13 protein-coding genes and 3 pseudogenes are annotated in these 16660 nt (G+C 38.5%); 13 read left to right on the forward strand and 3 right to left on the reverse strand.

What is annotated here, in order from left to right:
- Window positions 1-166: 166 nt before the first annotated feature.
- Window positions 167-520 (reverse strand): annotated as a pseudogene (locus J2S10_RS25340) (DNA-directed RNA polymerase subunit alpha); the annotation flags it as partial.
- A gap of 468 nt (window positions 521-988) precedes the next feature.
- Between J2S10_RS25340 and J2S10_RS25345 the strand changes: the two are divergent.
- A pseudogene (locus tag J2S10_RS25345) lies at window positions 989-1317 on the forward strand (response regulator); the annotation flags it as partial.
- An 838-nt stretch (window positions 1318-2155) separates the two neighbouring features.
- Here the strand turns inward: J2S10_RS25345 and J2S10_RS25350 are convergent.
- Window positions 2156-3037, reverse strand: a complete 882-nt coding sequence (locus J2S10_RS25350) for a LysR family transcriptional regulator (protein WP_307413675.1) — start codon at window positions 3035-3037, stop codon at window positions 2156-2158.
- A 143-nt stretch (window positions 3038-3180) separates the two neighbouring features.
- Between J2S10_RS25350 and J2S10_RS25355 the strand changes: the two genes are divergently transcribed.
- Window positions 3181-4389, forward strand: a complete 1209-nt coding sequence (locus tag J2S10_RS25355; protein WP_307413678.1) for a multidrug efflux MFS transporter — start codon at window positions 3181-3183, stop codon at window positions 4387-4389.
- Between the two features lie 309 nt (window positions 4390-4698).
- Here the strand turns inward: J2S10_RS25355 and J2S10_RS25360 are convergent, their stop codons facing one another.
- Complete coding sequence (locus tag J2S10_RS25360; protein WP_307413680.1) at window positions 4699-4830, reverse strand: hypothetical protein; 132 nt, start codon at window positions 4828-4830, stop codon at window positions 4699-4701.
- A 155-nt stretch (window positions 4831-4985) separates the two neighbouring features.
- On the opposite strand from J2S10_RS25360, the pseudogene J2S10_RS25365 reads away from it, so the two are divergent.
- The 11 genes and pseudogenes from J2S10_RS25365 to J2S10_RS25415 form a co-directional block, all read left to right on the forward strand.
- Window positions 4986-5212: pseudogene (locus tag J2S10_RS25365) on the forward strand (Tn3 family transposase); the annotation flags it as partial.
- Window positions 5213-5446: 234 nt separating this feature from the next.
- Window positions 5447-6268, forward strand: a complete 822-nt coding sequence (locus tag J2S10_RS25370) for an alpha/beta fold hydrolase (RefSeq protein ID WP_307413683.1) — start codon at window positions 5447-5449, stop codon at window positions 6266-6268.
- Window positions 6269-6345: 77 nt separating this feature from the next.
- Window positions 6346-7128, forward strand: a complete 783-nt coding sequence (locus tag J2S10_RS25375; RefSeq protein WP_307413685.1) for an IclR family transcriptional regulator — start codon at window positions 6346-6348, stop codon at window positions 7126-7128.
- A 295-nt stretch (window positions 7129-7423) separates the two neighbouring features.
- On the forward strand, window positions 7424-8701 hold the full coding sequence (locus tag J2S10_RS25380) for an MFS transporter (RefSeq protein WP_307413688.1): 1278 nt from the start codon (window positions 7424-7426) through the stop codon (window positions 8699-8701).
- A 166-nt stretch (window positions 8702-8867) separates the two neighbouring features.
- The gene (locus J2S10_RS25385; protein ID WP_307413689.1) at window positions 8868-9404 is read left to right on the forward strand and encodes a cupin domain-containing protein; all 537 of its coding nucleotides are present in this window, start codon (window positions 8868-8870) and stop codon (window positions 9402-9404) included.
- A gap of 151 nt (window positions 9405-9555) precedes the next feature.
- Window positions 9556-10470, forward strand: a complete 915-nt coding sequence (locus J2S10_RS25390; protein WP_307413691.1) for a VOC family protein — start codon at window positions 9556-9558, stop codon at window positions 10468-10470.
- Window positions 10471-10495: 25 nt separating this feature from the next.
- Window positions 10496-11287: an SDR family oxidoreductase gene (locus J2S10_RS25395; RefSeq protein WP_307413694.1), complete on the forward strand. Its 792-nt coding sequence runs from the start codon at window positions 10496-10498 to the stop codon at window positions 11285-11287.
- 24 nt (window positions 11288-11311) lie between these two features.
- A complete protein-coding gene (locus tag J2S10_RS25400; RefSeq protein ID WP_307413695.1) occupies window positions 11312-13000 on the forward strand; it encodes a thiamine pyrophosphate-binding protein in 1689 nt (562 codons plus the stop codon).
- A gap of 12 nt (window positions 13001-13012) precedes the next feature.
- Window positions 13013-14458 (forward strand): aldehyde dehydrogenase family protein, encoded by a 1446-nt coding sequence (locus J2S10_RS25405; protein WP_307413697.1) that lies wholly within the window; start codon window positions 13013-13015, stop codon window positions 14456-14458.
- A gap of 15 nt (window positions 14459-14473) precedes the next feature.
- Window positions 14474-15256, forward strand: coding sequence for an aspartate dehydrogenase (gene nadX, locus J2S10_RS25410; protein ID WP_307413698.1), 783 nt, complete (start codon window positions 14474-14476; stop codon window positions 15254-15256).
- A gap of 98 nt (window positions 15257-15354) precedes the next feature.
- Entirely contained in the window at window positions 15355-16659 is a 1305-nt protein-coding gene (locus J2S10_RS25415) for an aromatic ring-hydroxylating dioxygenase subunit alpha (protein WP_307413699.1), read from the forward strand.
- Window position 16660: the final 1 nt, after the last annotated feature.

The following is a 16660-nucleotide window of genomic DNA, read 5'->3' on the forward strand; positions in this document are numbered from 1 at the left end:
AAGTGTTTTCTTTCTGTTTATAATAGTAGTCGATGGTTAACGATTTTATTTGGAAAGCGAGGAGCAATCAAATGGAATATACAAAACTTGGAAATGCGGGTTTAGATGTATCCCGCCTTTGCCTTGGATGAATGGGTTTTGGTGTAGCGGAACGATGGGTGCATCCATGGGTAATTGATGAAGAACGTAGCCGTCCGATTATTGTACCGGTTCTATGTACATCGATCATCAATTCTTTCTCATCGTCAGAAAAAATATTCATAGATAATTTTTTTATGTTCAAAATGATAGTTGTTACATCTTCTTCTATCCCATCAATAGTTGAAAATTCATTTTGCACCCCATCTATTTGTATGGAAGTGACAGCGGCACCGGGGAGTGAAGATAAAAGGATGCGACGTAATGAGTTGCCAAGTGTCGTTCCAAATCCTCGCATGAGTGGTTCAACGACAAACTTTCCGTACTTGGCATCCTTGCTAATCATAACCTTTTCGATTCTTGGCACTTCAATTTTTAACATCCGAATTATACACTCCTTTTACTTATAAACACCTAAAACAACCTATTATATTTAGTTAATATACTCCAAGTAATATGAGGAATGCTAGTTTAACGGATAAAAAATGTATTCACCGATAGTTTTCTTGGTCAGTAGCAGGGAAGTGGAATTTGTATATTTACGAATTCAGGAGAATCATTTTAGAATTTTCTAAAGTGTTTGGTTAAAGCATAATGTCCGTACAAGATATCATTAGGTAAGCCTAATTTAACACAATAATAAGCTTCTTTTACAAAACGTCTAACGATATCCCTTGCTTCAAGCTAGCGGTCACTCCGTTTTAGCCTATGGGATGAGGAAAACTAGAATTTTGTGGGTTTTAAAGACGTCAAATCTTTAGCTGGAAATAGTATTTCCGTTCAAGTTACACCTGAACTATAATGGGAATCTTTGCTTAATAGTGGCCGCCCGATAAACGAGGGAACTTAAATGATTCGAATTGTAATTGCAGAGAATTAGGAAAAACTGTTAGAGGATTTATTTCCCTACTGAATTTGGAAGATGATATGGAAGTGGTGGGGCAGGCGAGGGATGGAGAAGAGGCACTTACTCTTGTTTACCAATTACAGCTGGATGTTTGTATCATGGATATAGATATGTCTTAAAAGAGCGGGTATGCAAAGTAATTATTATAACAACTTTTGCAAGCACTGTTTATTTTCAACGTGCATTAAAAGATGATGTAAGAGATTTTTTTATTGAAGGACAGCCAGAGTGAGGAGTTAGCCTGCTCGATTCGCAGCGTTGTGGATGGAAAACTAATGGATTGCAAACTTGCAGTATTGCTTGCTACCAATGCTATTTGGTAAGTCGTAAATTAACCAAATTAAAATTAATTATTAATCCCATCTATGTTTTAAAATATTATTAAAATATATTTCTAGATATATGTCATTATAACTTATATATGTAACATATAAGTTATTTTTAATAATGTTGAACATATCAGCTAAGAAAGCTTTTTATTTCCTCTACTACCCGTTTGCGCTTCAGATATGTTAGACCCAAATAACTTTGACACACTTCATTTTCAAGGTGTGGCTTTGAAATAAAGTTCGATAATTTATAAAAAAGTCTGATCGTTTTTAATAAAGATTGATAATTTGTAAAAAAGTTTGATCAAAAGTCCTGAATTGATATGTAGGATTTTTTCTTGTTCAGTAATCGGGCCATTTTATGAAATAAGGATTATGAGCTAACTGCAGTTAAGTTGTAGAAGGATTTTTGTAATTAAAACAGAATGATAAGTGACACAGATTGGCTTGCAGGGGATTGTTATTCTTTATCATTTTGTTCTGGAATAAAAAAGGTGAGGCTGAAAAATAAAGTGATAGTTTCCTACTGAAACCCTCTCTTATGATGCAAAATTATCATCAAATTCAAAAAAACGACTGAAATATGTTGTTTCAGCCGTTTTTTATGTCGTTGCAATTACACGATAATGATCATAACGAAGGTTGATAGATTGCTCGCTCTCCTAATGTTGGAGAGCGTTTTTTGTGATGGAAATTTTATTGATGACCATACTCATGGAAAAAGCAGTTGCTCAGGAACCAAACAAACCCATACATATTTCCTAAAATACCCATACTTCATTTAGCTTAATTCCTTAAAATACCCAATCATAAATTCCCGGAATTCCCGAACGACCTTTGAAGTATGCCGCTCCGTTTTCCATGCCATTCCTATCGTTCTTGTACAGACAGGCTGTTCAATGTGCAATGGAACAATTTTTTCATAGTGTGAATAGCGAAGGGTATGCTCGGTTAAAAAGGATACACCCAATCCCTCCTCTACATAGTTATGAATGGATCCTGGTTCTTCGAGTTCAAAGGCGATTTTCGGTGTGAATCCTGCTTTTTCACAAAAACCATCTGTTAGCATTCTGAAGGGATTTGTCGGCTCTCTGTGAATAAATTGTTCATCTGCCACTTCCTTTAACTGAATGCTATCTCTCCTAGCCAAATGATGGGTATCCGGGACTATGATGAATACTTCATCCTCCATAAGATTAATCCAGCTGATTCCTTTTTTCTCAATAGGAAAGTAAGTAACACATAAATCGATTTCCCCTTTTTCCAATTGTTCCACAAGTCGCAAGGGAGAATGCATACTTACTTGAAAATTGGCGAATGGATATGCCTTACGAAATTGACTAATAATATTCGGTAATAATGGGGTATGCATGACAGAAAGTGAAATTTGATTCTTGCTCTCTCCTGCGAGTTCCGCCATCTCAAGCTTGGCAGATTCTAATTCAGAAAAAGCCCTATCTACTCCTTTTAAAAAAATTTTCCCAAATTGATTTAGTTTAATATTCCTTCCCTCTCGATCAAAAAGGGAAAAACCCAGCTCTTCCTCTAAACGAGAAATGGTTTGGCTTAGTGACGGTTGTGCAATCGTAAGCTCTTTGGCAGCCCTTGTCATATGTTCAAAATCGGCAACGGTTTGAAAATACCTTAATTGTAAGAAATCCATTTGTCCACCTCTATTGATAGTCCTCAACCTATAAGCAAATAGTAATACATATATTAGTCATTATCAATTATTTGGAGTATGATTAAGGATATAAATTATTTTGGGAGTCGAAATAAATTCTAAATAATTAGAAAGGTGTTTATATGGAGAATTGGAAAAGAAATTTATTTGTTTGTTGGTTCGGTTCATTTGTGACGGCCGCGGGGATGAGTCAAATAGCCCCTATGCTACCTTTATATATAGATCAGCTAGGAGTACACGCAACTTCAGATATTGAAAAATGGTCTGGATTGATTTTTGGTTCAACCTTTTTAATCTCAGCCATTGTTTCGCCTATTTGGGGAAGACTTGCAGATAAAAAGGGCAGAAAACTAATGTTACTCCGTGCGAGCCTTGGAATGGCCATTGTCGTTTTTATGATGACATTTGTACAAAACGTTTATGAATTACTCGCATTACGGATGGTAATGGGTGCCGTTTCCGGTTACATTTCTGCATCGGTTACATTAGTTGCAACACAAACACCGAAGAAAAATTCAGGCTGGGCACTCGGTACACTTTCAACAGGCTCCGTTAGTGGCGGACTTCTAGGTCCTTTAATGGGGGGGGTTATTGCAGAATTCTCTGGAATTCGAAGCTGTTTTGTTGTAACAAGTGTGTTATTGTTAATCGCCTTCTTTGCCGTTCTATTTTTGATAAAAGAAGAATTTACACCTGTTCATAAAACACCGTTAGCCTTTAGCCAAGTTTGGAAGCTAGTTCCTGATACGAGATTGCTAATTTCATTGTTTGCTAGCACATTTATTTTGCAAATTGCCAATATGTCTATTCAGCCATTAATTACTGTTTATGTAAAAGAATTATCACCACATGCAACCCATTTATCTATGATTGCGGGAATGGTGGTGGCTGCTGCCGGTTTAGCCAATATAATCGCTGCTCCACGATTAGGTAAGCTTGCTGACCGGATTGGTTCAAGAAAAATATTGATCGGAGCACTTATTGTTGCAGGAATTATCTTTATTCCACAAGCATTTGTGAAAACACCATGGGAACTCATGGGACTGCGCTTCTGTCTTGGACTTGCGACAGCTGGATTATTGCCATCAATTAACAACCTTGTCCGAAAAAGTGCACCAGATGAAATTGTTGGTCGTATTTTCGGGTATAATCAATCTGCACAGTATATTGGTACTCTCGGAGGATCTGTATTAGGCGGGCAAATGGCAGCATTCTTTGGCATTCATTATGTGTTCTTCACTACAAGTGCTTTATTACTGCTAAATGCATTATGGGTTTACAGTATTAATCATATAGGTATTAGAAGAAGGACCATGTCACATAGTCATTAAGAAGCACACTGAGATTTCAGCGTGTTTCTTCTTTTTGTTCTTTATTTAATAATGTTAAACCCTTGGCTTAGACATTGGTTAACGGGGTACCGCCAACAAAATGCGGTTATCTATACAGAAGAATAAAAAATCTTGATTTGTCAAGGGTTTTACATTAAAGACATGTAACCAACGTATTTGTCTTGATAACGAGCCTTTCCATCATCAAATTCACAACGGTTAGTAAATAACGCCCTCAAAGCCTTGATATATGAGGTTTTTTGAGTGAGGTGAGAGTGAAATGCTAACATTTTGCTATCGCCTTAAGTATTATTGTAGGCTTCTCATTAATTGTCCGAATTTTTGAGAAGTCTCTTTCTTTAATTTCTTTGTGACGTGAAGATAAACCTTTCTGGTTGTATCATCATCCGAATGACCAAGCCGATCCATAATTTCTTCCAAACCTACTCCTGCTTCTGAGAGTCAGCTAATAGAAGTTCTTTGTTATTCCATTAAATGGCCCTTAAGCACCCCTATTGTTTAAGTATTAAATTTCAATTTCACTGTATTTCTTAATATTCAATAAACGGATGCAAGAGTTGAAAATCGGAGTGTCATTGAGACTTACAGATCTATTAATGGTGGTAGCCCACTGGACAGGATTTGTCGAAATGTTAATACACGCTTCAACAAACCGCCCTCCAAAGGGAGAAGAAAAATTCGTTCTTATATCTGCACTCATGGCAATAGGAACGAATATAGGATTACCTAAAAAGGCAGTGCTACCCCTGATGTTACCTATCATCAGATGGCAAATGCTGCACAATGGCGATTGTATGATGATTATAAAGAAAGAACAAAGCTTGGATAAATTGATAGTTTTGATGGAATCACTGGCCATTATTGGTTTAACCTGGCATAAATTGTCCTTCCAGTTCCGTTAGAAGGACAGTAACCAAGGATTTTTGAAGAGTTAATGAAACTTCTGAAAATTCCGTTGACTTATTCCGTAGTTGTTTTAGTATAATATATATAAAACATAGTTTTGTCAATAAAACAATAGATGAGGGGGAAGAAAATGGCGTTCTTACTTGTGGAAAATTATACGATTCATTTTGAGATTGCAGGAGAAGGGCCTCCATTACTTATATTACATGGTATGGGAAACAACTCGCAATCGTGGAAAAAACAATTGAAGGGACTTTCTGAACAATTCACCGTTATTGCATGGGATGCTCCCGGATATGGTAAAAGTTCCGATCCTAATGAGGAATTAAAAGAATTTAAGCAATTTGCAGATGTTTTAAAAGGCTTTATTGAAAACTTAAATTATAAGTCTGTTACCCTTCTAGGACATTCGATGGGATCGGCAATTGCCATTGAGTTTTGCTACCGCTTTCCCCATATGGTGGATGCGCTAATTATATCAGATGCAACAAGAGGTTCAGCGGCCTTAAGTAAAGAAGAGAATGAAAGGAAATTAAAAAATCGTTTAAATAATATAGAATCATTATCACCAAGTGAATTGGCTAATTTGCGAGTAAAAGAGCTTCTTTCACCAGATCCAAAACCAGAAGTATTGAAAGAAGCAGAGAGAATCTATTCACAAATAAGGCCGATGGGTTTCCGCTCGGTAGCTTATTCATTATTCCATTTGAATAATATGGAAATTCTGCCTGCTATCAATGTTCCAACCCTTGTAATTTGTGGAGAACAGGACAAAGTTACACCGGTAAGTGAATCGCTAATTTTTCATGCACACATTCAAGATTCACATTTTGTTACTATACCGAATACTGGACATTTATGTTATCAAGAAGACCCTGAAAGCTTTAATTCAATCATTATCGACTTCTTAACATCAATTGGGATAGGTAAAAATATATCCTTACATCAATAAAATATGTCCTTTTATATTTAAACTCTGATATGATGGGAAAAAAGGCAGATTAATAACAACGAGATGGTGAAAAGTATATGGCGAAAGAAGAAAAAGAACGTTATAATGCAAATTCCTTAGTAAGAGGATTAGAAATTTTAAAGCTTTTTAGCGAGGAGCGCCCTACATTATCCTTGGTAGAAATCGCAAAGGAACTTGATGTAAGCCGAACGGTACCTTTCAGGCTATTGTATACGCTACAGTCTCTTGGTTATCTTCATCAAGATGAAAATACCAAACGATATACTCTGACTCCCAAAGTTTTAGAATTGGGTTTTTCATTCCTTAGTACATTAAAGTTTCCTAAGATTGCTCAGCCTTATTTAGAAAAATTAAGGGATGAAACAGGAGCCTCCTGTCATTTGTCCATCTTGGATGGCAATGAAGTGGTTTATGTGGGCAGCGCGCCGGCAAGAGGCGTTTCTGCCGTTAATGTTAATATTGGACTAAGACTTCCTGCACATGCGGTGGCCAATGGGAAAATCCAGTTAGCCTATCAGCCGCAAGAGCGATTAAGTCAGTTCTTATATGGTTCTAACTTAAAACCATTTACAGAGAGGACCCAAACAGATTTTGTAGATTTTCAACAAGAGTTAGTGGCGATTCGTGAGCAAGGGTATGCGATTACAAAAGGTGAATTGCATCATGGAATCCAATCTGTTGCCGCACCTATTTTTGACCGAAGTGGAAACGTTATGGCTGCGATTAATTTGGTCACAACGGAGACGACCTTTCATAGTGAATACATTGAAAAAGTTGCCTTACCAAAAGTACTGGAAATATCCAAAATGCTTTCAGGATTTATGGGATATAATACTTAAAAAGGAAAGACTTGCGATTATCGCAAGCTTTTTTTATTATTCAAAAATTCGAATAACGTTTAATATATGAAACTAATTTTATTATATAAAACAAGTAGATATTTTTTTGTTGACACAATTTTCACAACATTTTAAAATAAAATATATAGGAAACTGTGTTTTGTATATAAAACACAATTGGTATCCAGTAAATAATAAAAAGGAGGAATTCTGATTCATAAGGTATGATAATGTATACTTAAAATACTTTTTGGAAGCGTGTTCATTCGGGTTTAAAACAAAAGGGGGCTATTTAATGTTTAATGGCAACAAAAGGTGGATTTATATCGCATTACCGATTTTCTTCTTTTGGTTTTTTGGACAAATTGATAAATTAGGGATTTCCATAATCCAAACCGACCCTCACTTTTTAAAGGATTTAGGATTAACAGGTGCAGATAAAAATTCGAAAATTGGGATGATTACGTTTATTTTTACCATTTCATATGCCTTATCCAATGTTTTCTGGGGATTTGTAATCGACAAACTGGGTGCTAGGAAAACTGGAATTCTTGGTCTTATTGTCTGGGCGATTACAATGATTATTGGCGGGCTATCCACTTCTTATGAAATGTTTATCATAAGCCGGGTTATCCTCGGAATTGGCGAAGGAATGATGATTCCGATTTGTGGAAAATTCATTTCCAACTGGTTTAACAAACGTGAACTAGGCCGTGCTCAATCTTCCTGGCTTGCGGGAAATTACTTGGGGCCGGCTTGCGGAGCTTTTATCTTAACCATGGTAATCGCTACGTTCCATTGGCAGGCTGCATTTTTCTTTCTTGCCGGCTTCAATATTTTAATCGTACTTCCGATGTTTATCTTCCTTACTCGTGATACTCCTGAAGAACATCCACGACTAGATAAAAGTGAATTGGCCTTTATCCGTCAGTCTGATTCCAATGAAATGGCGAAAAAACAAAACTTTGCACAAGATTATCGCTATTGGATTGTTTGGTTCGGAATGTTAGTAGCGTCCTTCTTATTCTTCGGAATTAGTGTATGGCTTCCAACCTATCTGGTTGGTGCAAAGGGCTTTTCACGGGAAGCCATGACAGGTATTACTTCTTTATCATGGCTGTTTGCATTAGGTTTCGTCCTGCTTTGCGGATTTCTATCTGATAAGACGAAACGCCCAGGCTTACTGGCAACCATTCTCTTTATTTTAACTTGCTTATTTTTAACGGCTGCGATTTTATCCCCTCAACCTGTTTTGGCAGGGGTATGTATGGGCTTAGCGATGGGAGCTCAAGGCGGGGTTTTCCATTTAAGTAATTTATTCAATGTTAAATTTTCAACACCTGAAACAGCAGGTCGTGCAGCTGGTTTAATGGGATTTACCAACATCCTTGGCGGTTTTGCAAGCTATATCATGGGCTGGATGGTGGATCTTGCACATGGTGATTTTGGTCCTTCGATAGTAATGTTGATTATTGCTGCTTCTCTTGGTTTCATCGCGTACTTATTTACTTTGAAAAAAGAAGCTGAGGAACTTAAGATCGAAAATTTGCCGGCCAATCGGGTAACCGTTTAAAGAATGCATAAAGAAAAAACAGCTTATAATTTTGTATATAAAACATATTTTAGTATTTAAAAATTTCTCAATATTTATAATTGACAATTATAATATTGGGATTTAATATTAAATTATTAAGAAAACAATGTTTCATATATAAAACAGAAAATGAGGAGTGTTGAAAATGACTACTGAAAAATTTAATTTGCCTGAATTTGAAAAGAAATATGTTGCGAGATTAAAAGATCGTACGTTAGATTGGAATGTTTTGAAATTCCAAGAAGAAATTGATCCATCCTACCGCAGAGCACAAATGAGATACATCGGCCGTGGTGCCACAGCTAACAATGATGCAAATGTTATCCAAGCTGAACACTTTACATTAAGCACTATGGTTTTACCTACAGGATGCCAAGGTCCACTTCACCTACATGACGATGTTGAAGAAGTGTTCTTTATTATTAAAGGAAGCATCACAGCACTCATTCAAGAAGTAGGCAGTGATGAAGTACATGAAATCGTTTTAAATGAGAGAGATTGCATCAGTTCACCTCCTGGGGTATACCGCGGCCTTCGAAACGACGGTGATGAAGAGGCATTAATGCTTGTAATGCTGGGAGCTGTTAAGCCAAATCTTCCAACCTATCCAGAAGGAAGTGCATTAGAAGAACTTCGAATCAAACGTACAAAGGAAAGAGAAGCAATCATTAACGGAAAATAAGTTAAAAATTAGGCAGTTGTTTCTAGGGTAAAACAAACTCCCTGATTGTTGTAAATTCCTTGGTTGACAGGGATGGTCCTCTTAAATGCATACAGGATCATCCTTGTCGGTTTTATAAGGATGTTTGGTACGAATAAATGGAGGTGGCATCATGTTAGGAATCACACACTTAAGGCATATTGGATTAATTACTCCTGTTCTTATAGAGCAGGCTGATTTTTACGAAAAAATTTGGGGTCTTGATAAGGTGGCTGAAGATAAGAACACGGTTTACTTCCGCGGGGCCGGTCCTGAAAATCATATATTAAGTTTACATGCAGGCGAAAAAAGTGGCCTTCACCATATCGCTTTTGGATTGGTTGATAAAAACGCGGTCGACAGAGCTGCTGAAATTCTTGCTTCAAAAGGTGTAAGACTTGTATCGGAACCGGGATATTTAGATGAAGAGGGAAAAGGGTATGGTCTTCGTTTCCTTGATCCGGAAAATCGCTGTATTGAGTTATCAGCATGGGTAGAAATTCATACATCCATTTGGAACAAGAAAAATGTTGACCCGGTCAAACTGAACCACGTCGTCATGAACACAAAAGACCTTGACATGATTACAGCATTTTATACAGATGTACTAGGGTTCAAGGTTACGGACTGGAGCGAGCATCAAATGTCCTTCTTGCGCTGTAACAGAAAGCATCACTCGATTGCATTTAATCAAGATAACCATGCCTCTGTAAATCATATTGCTTATGAAGTCGATACTGTCGATGAAGTGATGAGAGGAATCGCTAATGTTAGAAAAGCGGGATATCAAGAGCTTTGGGGGCCTGGACGTCATGGTCCCGGGAACAATGTTTTTTGTTACTTCCAAGATCCAGGAAAATTTGTTATGGAATATACCTGCTATTTAGAAACGATTGAAGACGAATCGGAATGGAGAGCGCGTGTCTGGAAACGGGTACCACACCTAATGGATCAATGGGGAATTGCTGGACCGCCAAAACCGGAGGCCCGCAAAGCGATGGCAGGCATTCCTGATCCGGGATGGGCAGCCGTAAATACTCTAGTTTAAAGGATTTAGTAAAAGGGGTGTCATGATGGATTTAGGACTAAAAGATAAAGTGGCAGTGATTATGGGCGGCACATCTGGAGTCGGTTTGAAAACAGCCGAGATGTTTTTGCAAGAAGGTGCCAAAGTAGCTGTTTGCGGAAGAAATGCTGAGCGAAAAGAAAAAGCATATGATCATCTTCTGAAATTTGGTGCAGCAGAATTCATTTATGCCGCTACCTGTGACGTAACAAATAAAGAGGATGTTAATCATTTTATTGAAGAGACTGCTACGTTTTTTGGAGGAATCGATATACTCGTAAATGCTGCCGGCCAAAGTGTTATGGGATACTTTTTTGATGTGACCGATGAACAATGGGAACAGCAAATTCAATTAAAATATTTTGCTATTATCTATGCGGTGAAAGCAGTTCATCCATATTTGGTGAAACGTGGCGGCGGCAGAATCATTAATATCAATGCCACCTTGGCAAAAGAACCGGAAAGGCATATGGTTGCTACAGCAGCAACAAGAGCGGGTTTATTGAATTTAAGTAAAACCTTATCACAGGAGCTTGCTGCAGATAATATCTTAGTAAACTCTGTGAGCCTTGGTCTGATTCGTACCGACCAATGGGAACGGAGAAGATTGAAAAATGCTCCTGATATGAAGGTAGAAGACTATTATGCCGACTTGGCGAAAAAGAGAAATATTCCGTTAGGAAGAGTAGGGGAAGCAGAAGAAGTAGCGAGTGTTATTTTATTCTTAGCTTCAAGTAAAGCTAGTTATGTATCGGGTTCAACAATTGAAACAGCTGGAGCGCTGGGGAAAGCGCTTTAATAATAGAAAAAGGCGGAATAAATGATGAGTGAGCAAAAGCAAATGGAATTTACCACAGCTGATGCGGTGGTAAAAGAACTTGTTCGTGCGGGCGTGGAAATCGCATTTGGTATTGTCAGTATCCACAATATGCCCATCTATGATGCCATTCTTCGCGAAGGAAGTATTCATTTAGTATGTTCCCGCGGAGAAAGCGGTGCAGCAAATATGGGAGATGGATATGCACGTGCTACCGGTAAGTTGGGTGTTGTCATTACAAGTACTGGAACAGGAGCCGGAAATGCTGCAGGTTCTTTAATTGAAGCATGGGCAGCAGGCGTCCCAGTTCTCCATCTTACTGGCGAAGTTGCATCTCCTTATTTAGGAACTGGAAGAGGCTATATCCATGAGTGTAAAGATCAGTTGTCAATAATGGAGGGAGCTTCTAAAAAGGCCATCCGTCTAAGAAGGCCTGAGCAGGCAGCAGCAGTTGTCAGACAAGCAATCCAGGAAGCATTTGCTTATCCATCCGGGCCGGTAACCCTTGAAATTCCAATCGATTTTCAATCTGCCATTATCCCAAATCATTCAATTGAAGAAATAAAAACTATCGCATCTGTTAATCAAACGATTCCATCCGTTCCAGAAGAGGTAGTATTGAAAATAAAGAATGCCAGCCGGCCGGTTATTTGGGCGGGTGGAGGCGTGATTACCTCCAGAGCATCAAAGGAACTTCAAAAACTAGCAGAAACTATTGGTGCAGCTGTGGTTACAAGCCAATCCGGAAAAGGAAGTATTCCGGAAGATCATCCACAGTGTATCGGACATTTTGCAGCAAATGAGTTAACGAAAATTTTAATTAAAAATGCTGATTTACTCATTAGTGTCGGAGTCAGATTTAGAGGAAATGAAACCTCGAACTGGAAGGTTACCGTTCCAGAGGAGCATATTTCCATTGATGCGGATTGGCTTGCTGTCAATCGAAACTATGAAGCTACTAATAGTTTAGTAGGGGATGCCAAACAAATCCTCCAAGCGATAAACCATGGGGTATCTAAACTATCCATTATTCCCAACCCTGCATATTTAGATGAAGTGCAGTCAGTTCGGGAGGAATTACGTGCCCAGTTAAGAGCAACGCTTGGACCATACGAACAAATCCTTGACGGGATGCGTAAAGTGTTACCCCGAAATACGATTTTAGTTCGAGATGTAACTGTTCAAGCGAATGTATGGGGAAGCCGCTTATTTGAAATTTATGAACCAAGAACATCAATCCATGCCTCCGGCGGCGGAATTGGTCAAGGACTGCCAACTGCGATTGGTGCGCAAATGGCAGATAAAAATCGCCCGGTTGTTCTGATGGCAGGAGATGGCGGTTTTATGGTCAATGTTGGAGAAATGGCTACAGCTGCTCAAGAAAAACTTCCAATGATTATTGTCTTATTTGATGATGCGGGTTATGGAGTGCTAAGAAATATCCAAAGTGCGGCATATGGCCGTCAAGTTGCGGTCGATCTGTTAAGTCCTGACTTTGTGTTATTAGCCCAATCCATGGGATTTGATGCATCCAGAATCGGCTCGCCGGCAGAATTTGTAACGGAGCTTGAAAAAGCGGTAACCACAAAAAATCCAACGATGATTGTTGTCGATATGGAAGCAGTCGGCCCAATGGCTAAACCTTTTGGAGGTCCTCCAGGTGCTGCAGAAGCTTTCAAACCGAAAAAGTTGTAAGGAGGAATGGAAATGATTTCAACACATCCATATGTATCCAGCAAATATCTCATTGGCGGTAAGTGGATTCAAGCTGAAAAGACAGCAAATGTCATCAATCCGGCTAATCATACTGATGTGGTCGGTGAAGTGGCGATTTGTACAAAAAATGAAGTCGAATTAGCGGTTGAAACCGCTGCTAAGGCATATGAAAGCTGGTCTCAAAGTGAAATAGAAGATCGGGCACACCGCATGAAAATGGCGGCAGAAGAGATTAAATCAATCGTTGAAGAAAATGTGAGCTTGCTTGTTCGAGAGAATGGAAAAGTCTTAGTGGAGGCAAAAAAAGATTTGCTCCGCTGTTCTGATATTATGATCCAAGGAGCAAAAGAGCTATTAGAATGGTGGAAACCGGAAAACCTCCCCGGCAATCAAAAAGTACAAATACGTAAGCGACCACGCGGAGTTGCAGCCATCATTTCACCTTGGAATTCACCGATGATACTAACGTTCAAACGGGTAATTCCAGCAATTTTAACAGGAAATACAGTGGTTGTAAAGCCTGCAACCAGCTGTCCATTGACGATTATGACATTCTTAAAAGTCCTAGCATCTCATTTTCCGGATGGTGTTATTAATGTGTTAACGGGTTCAGGCAGTGTGATTGGAGATGCACTTTGCACCGACCCGCGGGTTAAGACGATTGCCTTTGTTGGAAGTACTAAGACGGGTAAAGAAATCATCCGTTCTGCTTCCGGAACGGTCAAGAAACTTTATTTAGAACTCGGCGGAAATGATGCTGCGATTATTCTCCCTGACGCCAATTTGGATGAAGCAGCGATCAAGAAACTTCGTTTCGGCGTCCTGCGCGCTGCAGGACAAGTTTGCTCAGCGATTAAAAGAATCTATGTGCATGAATCAAGATATGGTGAAGTAGTCGAAAAATTAAAGAAAGAATTTAGCCGAATCCGGGTGGGAAACGGAATTCAACCGGATGTTGAAATGGGTCCGTTAAACAATAAATCACAATTTGATTATGTTAATGGTCTGATCAAACGAGCAGAGGAATCCGGTGCAAATGTCATCACGGGTGGAATTCAATTAGACCCGGAATCATGGGAACAAGGATATTATATTTTACCTACTATCATTACCGGTGTAGATCAGCAAAGTGAAATTGTCCGTGCAGAACAATTTGGTCCTGTTATTCCAATCCTGTCTTTCTCTGATGTGGATGAAGCCGTTCGGCTTGCAAATGATAGTGAGTTTGGTTTAAGAGCATCTGTTTGGACTGAGGATGAAGGGATGGCAATTAAATTGGCAGACCGATTAGAAGCTGGAGCGGTGTTTCATAATAATCATACGATCTTTCAAGATCTTCATTTAGATTTCCCAGGATTAAAAGAAAGCGGCTTATCCCGTGAAGTAAGACATTGCGGCTTGGAATATTTTGCAGACTCTTACGGATTAGCAAACTAAGAGGGGGAAGTTTAAATGAGAATTGGGTTAATTGGAGGAGGAAATATTGGAAAATTCCTCCTTCAGAGCATCAATATGGATGGTCTTCTGCCAAACTCGAAAATTGTTGGACTTTATACAAGAAATGAATTATCGGCGAAACAACTGGCTGAACAGTTTAAAGCAGAGTGCTATTTAACAATCCAATCATTAATTCAATCAAATGTGGATGTGATTATTGAAGCGGCAACCGTCCAAGTGGCGAAAGAAATTGCCGCTCATGTTTTAAAAAGTGGAAAAGACTTAGTATTAAGCAGTGTCGGAGCACTTGCTGATTTGAATTTTTATCAAAGTCTTGAAGAAATTTGCATTGAAAAAGGGACAAAAATTTATTTACCATCCGGTGCAATTGGCGGTTTGGATATTATTAAAGCAGCAAAATCCATCGGAGAACTTGAATCTGTTTCGATCATAACGAGGAAACCTCCCCGAGCATTGCCCGGAGCACCAACAAATCTTGAACATGTAATGTTCGAAGGTTCAGCAGCGGATGCAATCGAGTTGTTCCCCAAAAATATTAATGTATCGATTATCTTGTCCTTGGCTGGTCTTGGACCGGAAAATACAAATGTTAAAATTATATCTGATCCTGGCATTGAAAAAAATAGCCATATAATAGAAGCAACAGGCTCATTCGGGAAATTATCATTGCATGTAGAAAATAATCCCATGCCTAATAATCCAAAAACGAGCTACTTAGCTGCATTAAGTGTCCTTTCATCGCTGAAGAATAAAGATGCATCCATTCTAGTTGGATAAATGCTAAACTAATTTGGTGGATGTTCTTTTCATATAAAATATCTGACCGGATAACCCAATTTATGAACTAAAATCTACTACTTAGGGGGAATAAGCAGATGTTAAAAACTAACATAAATTTAGAAGAAATGTCGCAAAAAGAAACAATTGAATACTTAAAAGAATCTGTGCAACCGGAAATTGGCGCTATTCCTGCTTATCTTTTAGGGGATCCCAGTGTATATGAAATTGAACACAAAAAAGTGTTTTTAAAAACATGGCTGTTTGTAGGACATGAATCAGAAATTCCTAACAAGAACGATTTTATTACACGAGATGTTGCCGGGTATTCCGTTATTATTTCAAGAGGTGCGGATGGGGAAATCCGTGGTCTCTATAATATGTGCACACACCGCGGCATGAAGCTTTGCCGGGCGGATGCAGGAAATAAATCTTCCTTTACTTGTCCATATCATGGTTTTAATTTTAAAAACACTGGAGATTGCATCGGTGTACCGCTTCAGAAGGATATTTATGGAGACGAACTGGATAAATCTCGCTTAGGGCTTTATAAAATCAGAGTTGAATCCTACAAAGGCCTTCTTTTTGGAACATGGAATAATGAAGCCGAAGCTTTAGAAGACTTTTTAGGGGAATTTAAATGGTATATCGATATTTTAGCAGGCCGCGCTGAAATGGAAGTTTTAGGTCCGCCGCAAAGATTCATTATCCACTCAAACTGGAAAATTGGTGCTGATAACTTTGTAGGTGATTCCTATCACACGATGGTCACTCATGGTTCCATTGCCAAATTAGGTATGGTACCAAGCGCAACTTATTCTAAAAAGGGATATCAAATCTACACCGAGAATGGACATGGCTTAAATCTAGGTACCCCGAATCCAGATTTTGCTTTTCCTGAGGAATTGAGAGAAGAATATAAGTCAAATTTAACCGATAAACAATACGATATTTTATGTAATTTAAAAAATATGATTGGAAACATTTTCCCAAATCTTTCATTTTTAATTTCTCATACAAAGATAAAAGGTCAGTTAATATCAAATACCTCCGTTAGGCTTTGGAGACCTGTTGATGTGGATAAAATGGAGGTTATTACCTGGTTCTTGGTAGAGAAAAATGCTTCTGAAGACTGGAAAAGACGATCTCGTGAATCCTTTGTTTTAACCTTCAGCCCTTCAGGAATCTTTGAACAGGACGATACAGAAGTATTCACGGATATTACCGCTGCTGCTTCTGGTGCCATGCCATTGATGAAACAATTAACCTTTAACTATACAATGGGCTTGCATAGAAAGCCAGATAAGGATTTTACTGGTCCGGGTGTTGTCTTTGATGATAAATTTACTGAGGCTAGTCAAAGGAACTTCTATCGTTATTGGTTGGATTTGATGACGAAGTAAT

The organism is Neobacillus ginsengisoli, assembly GCF_030813055.1.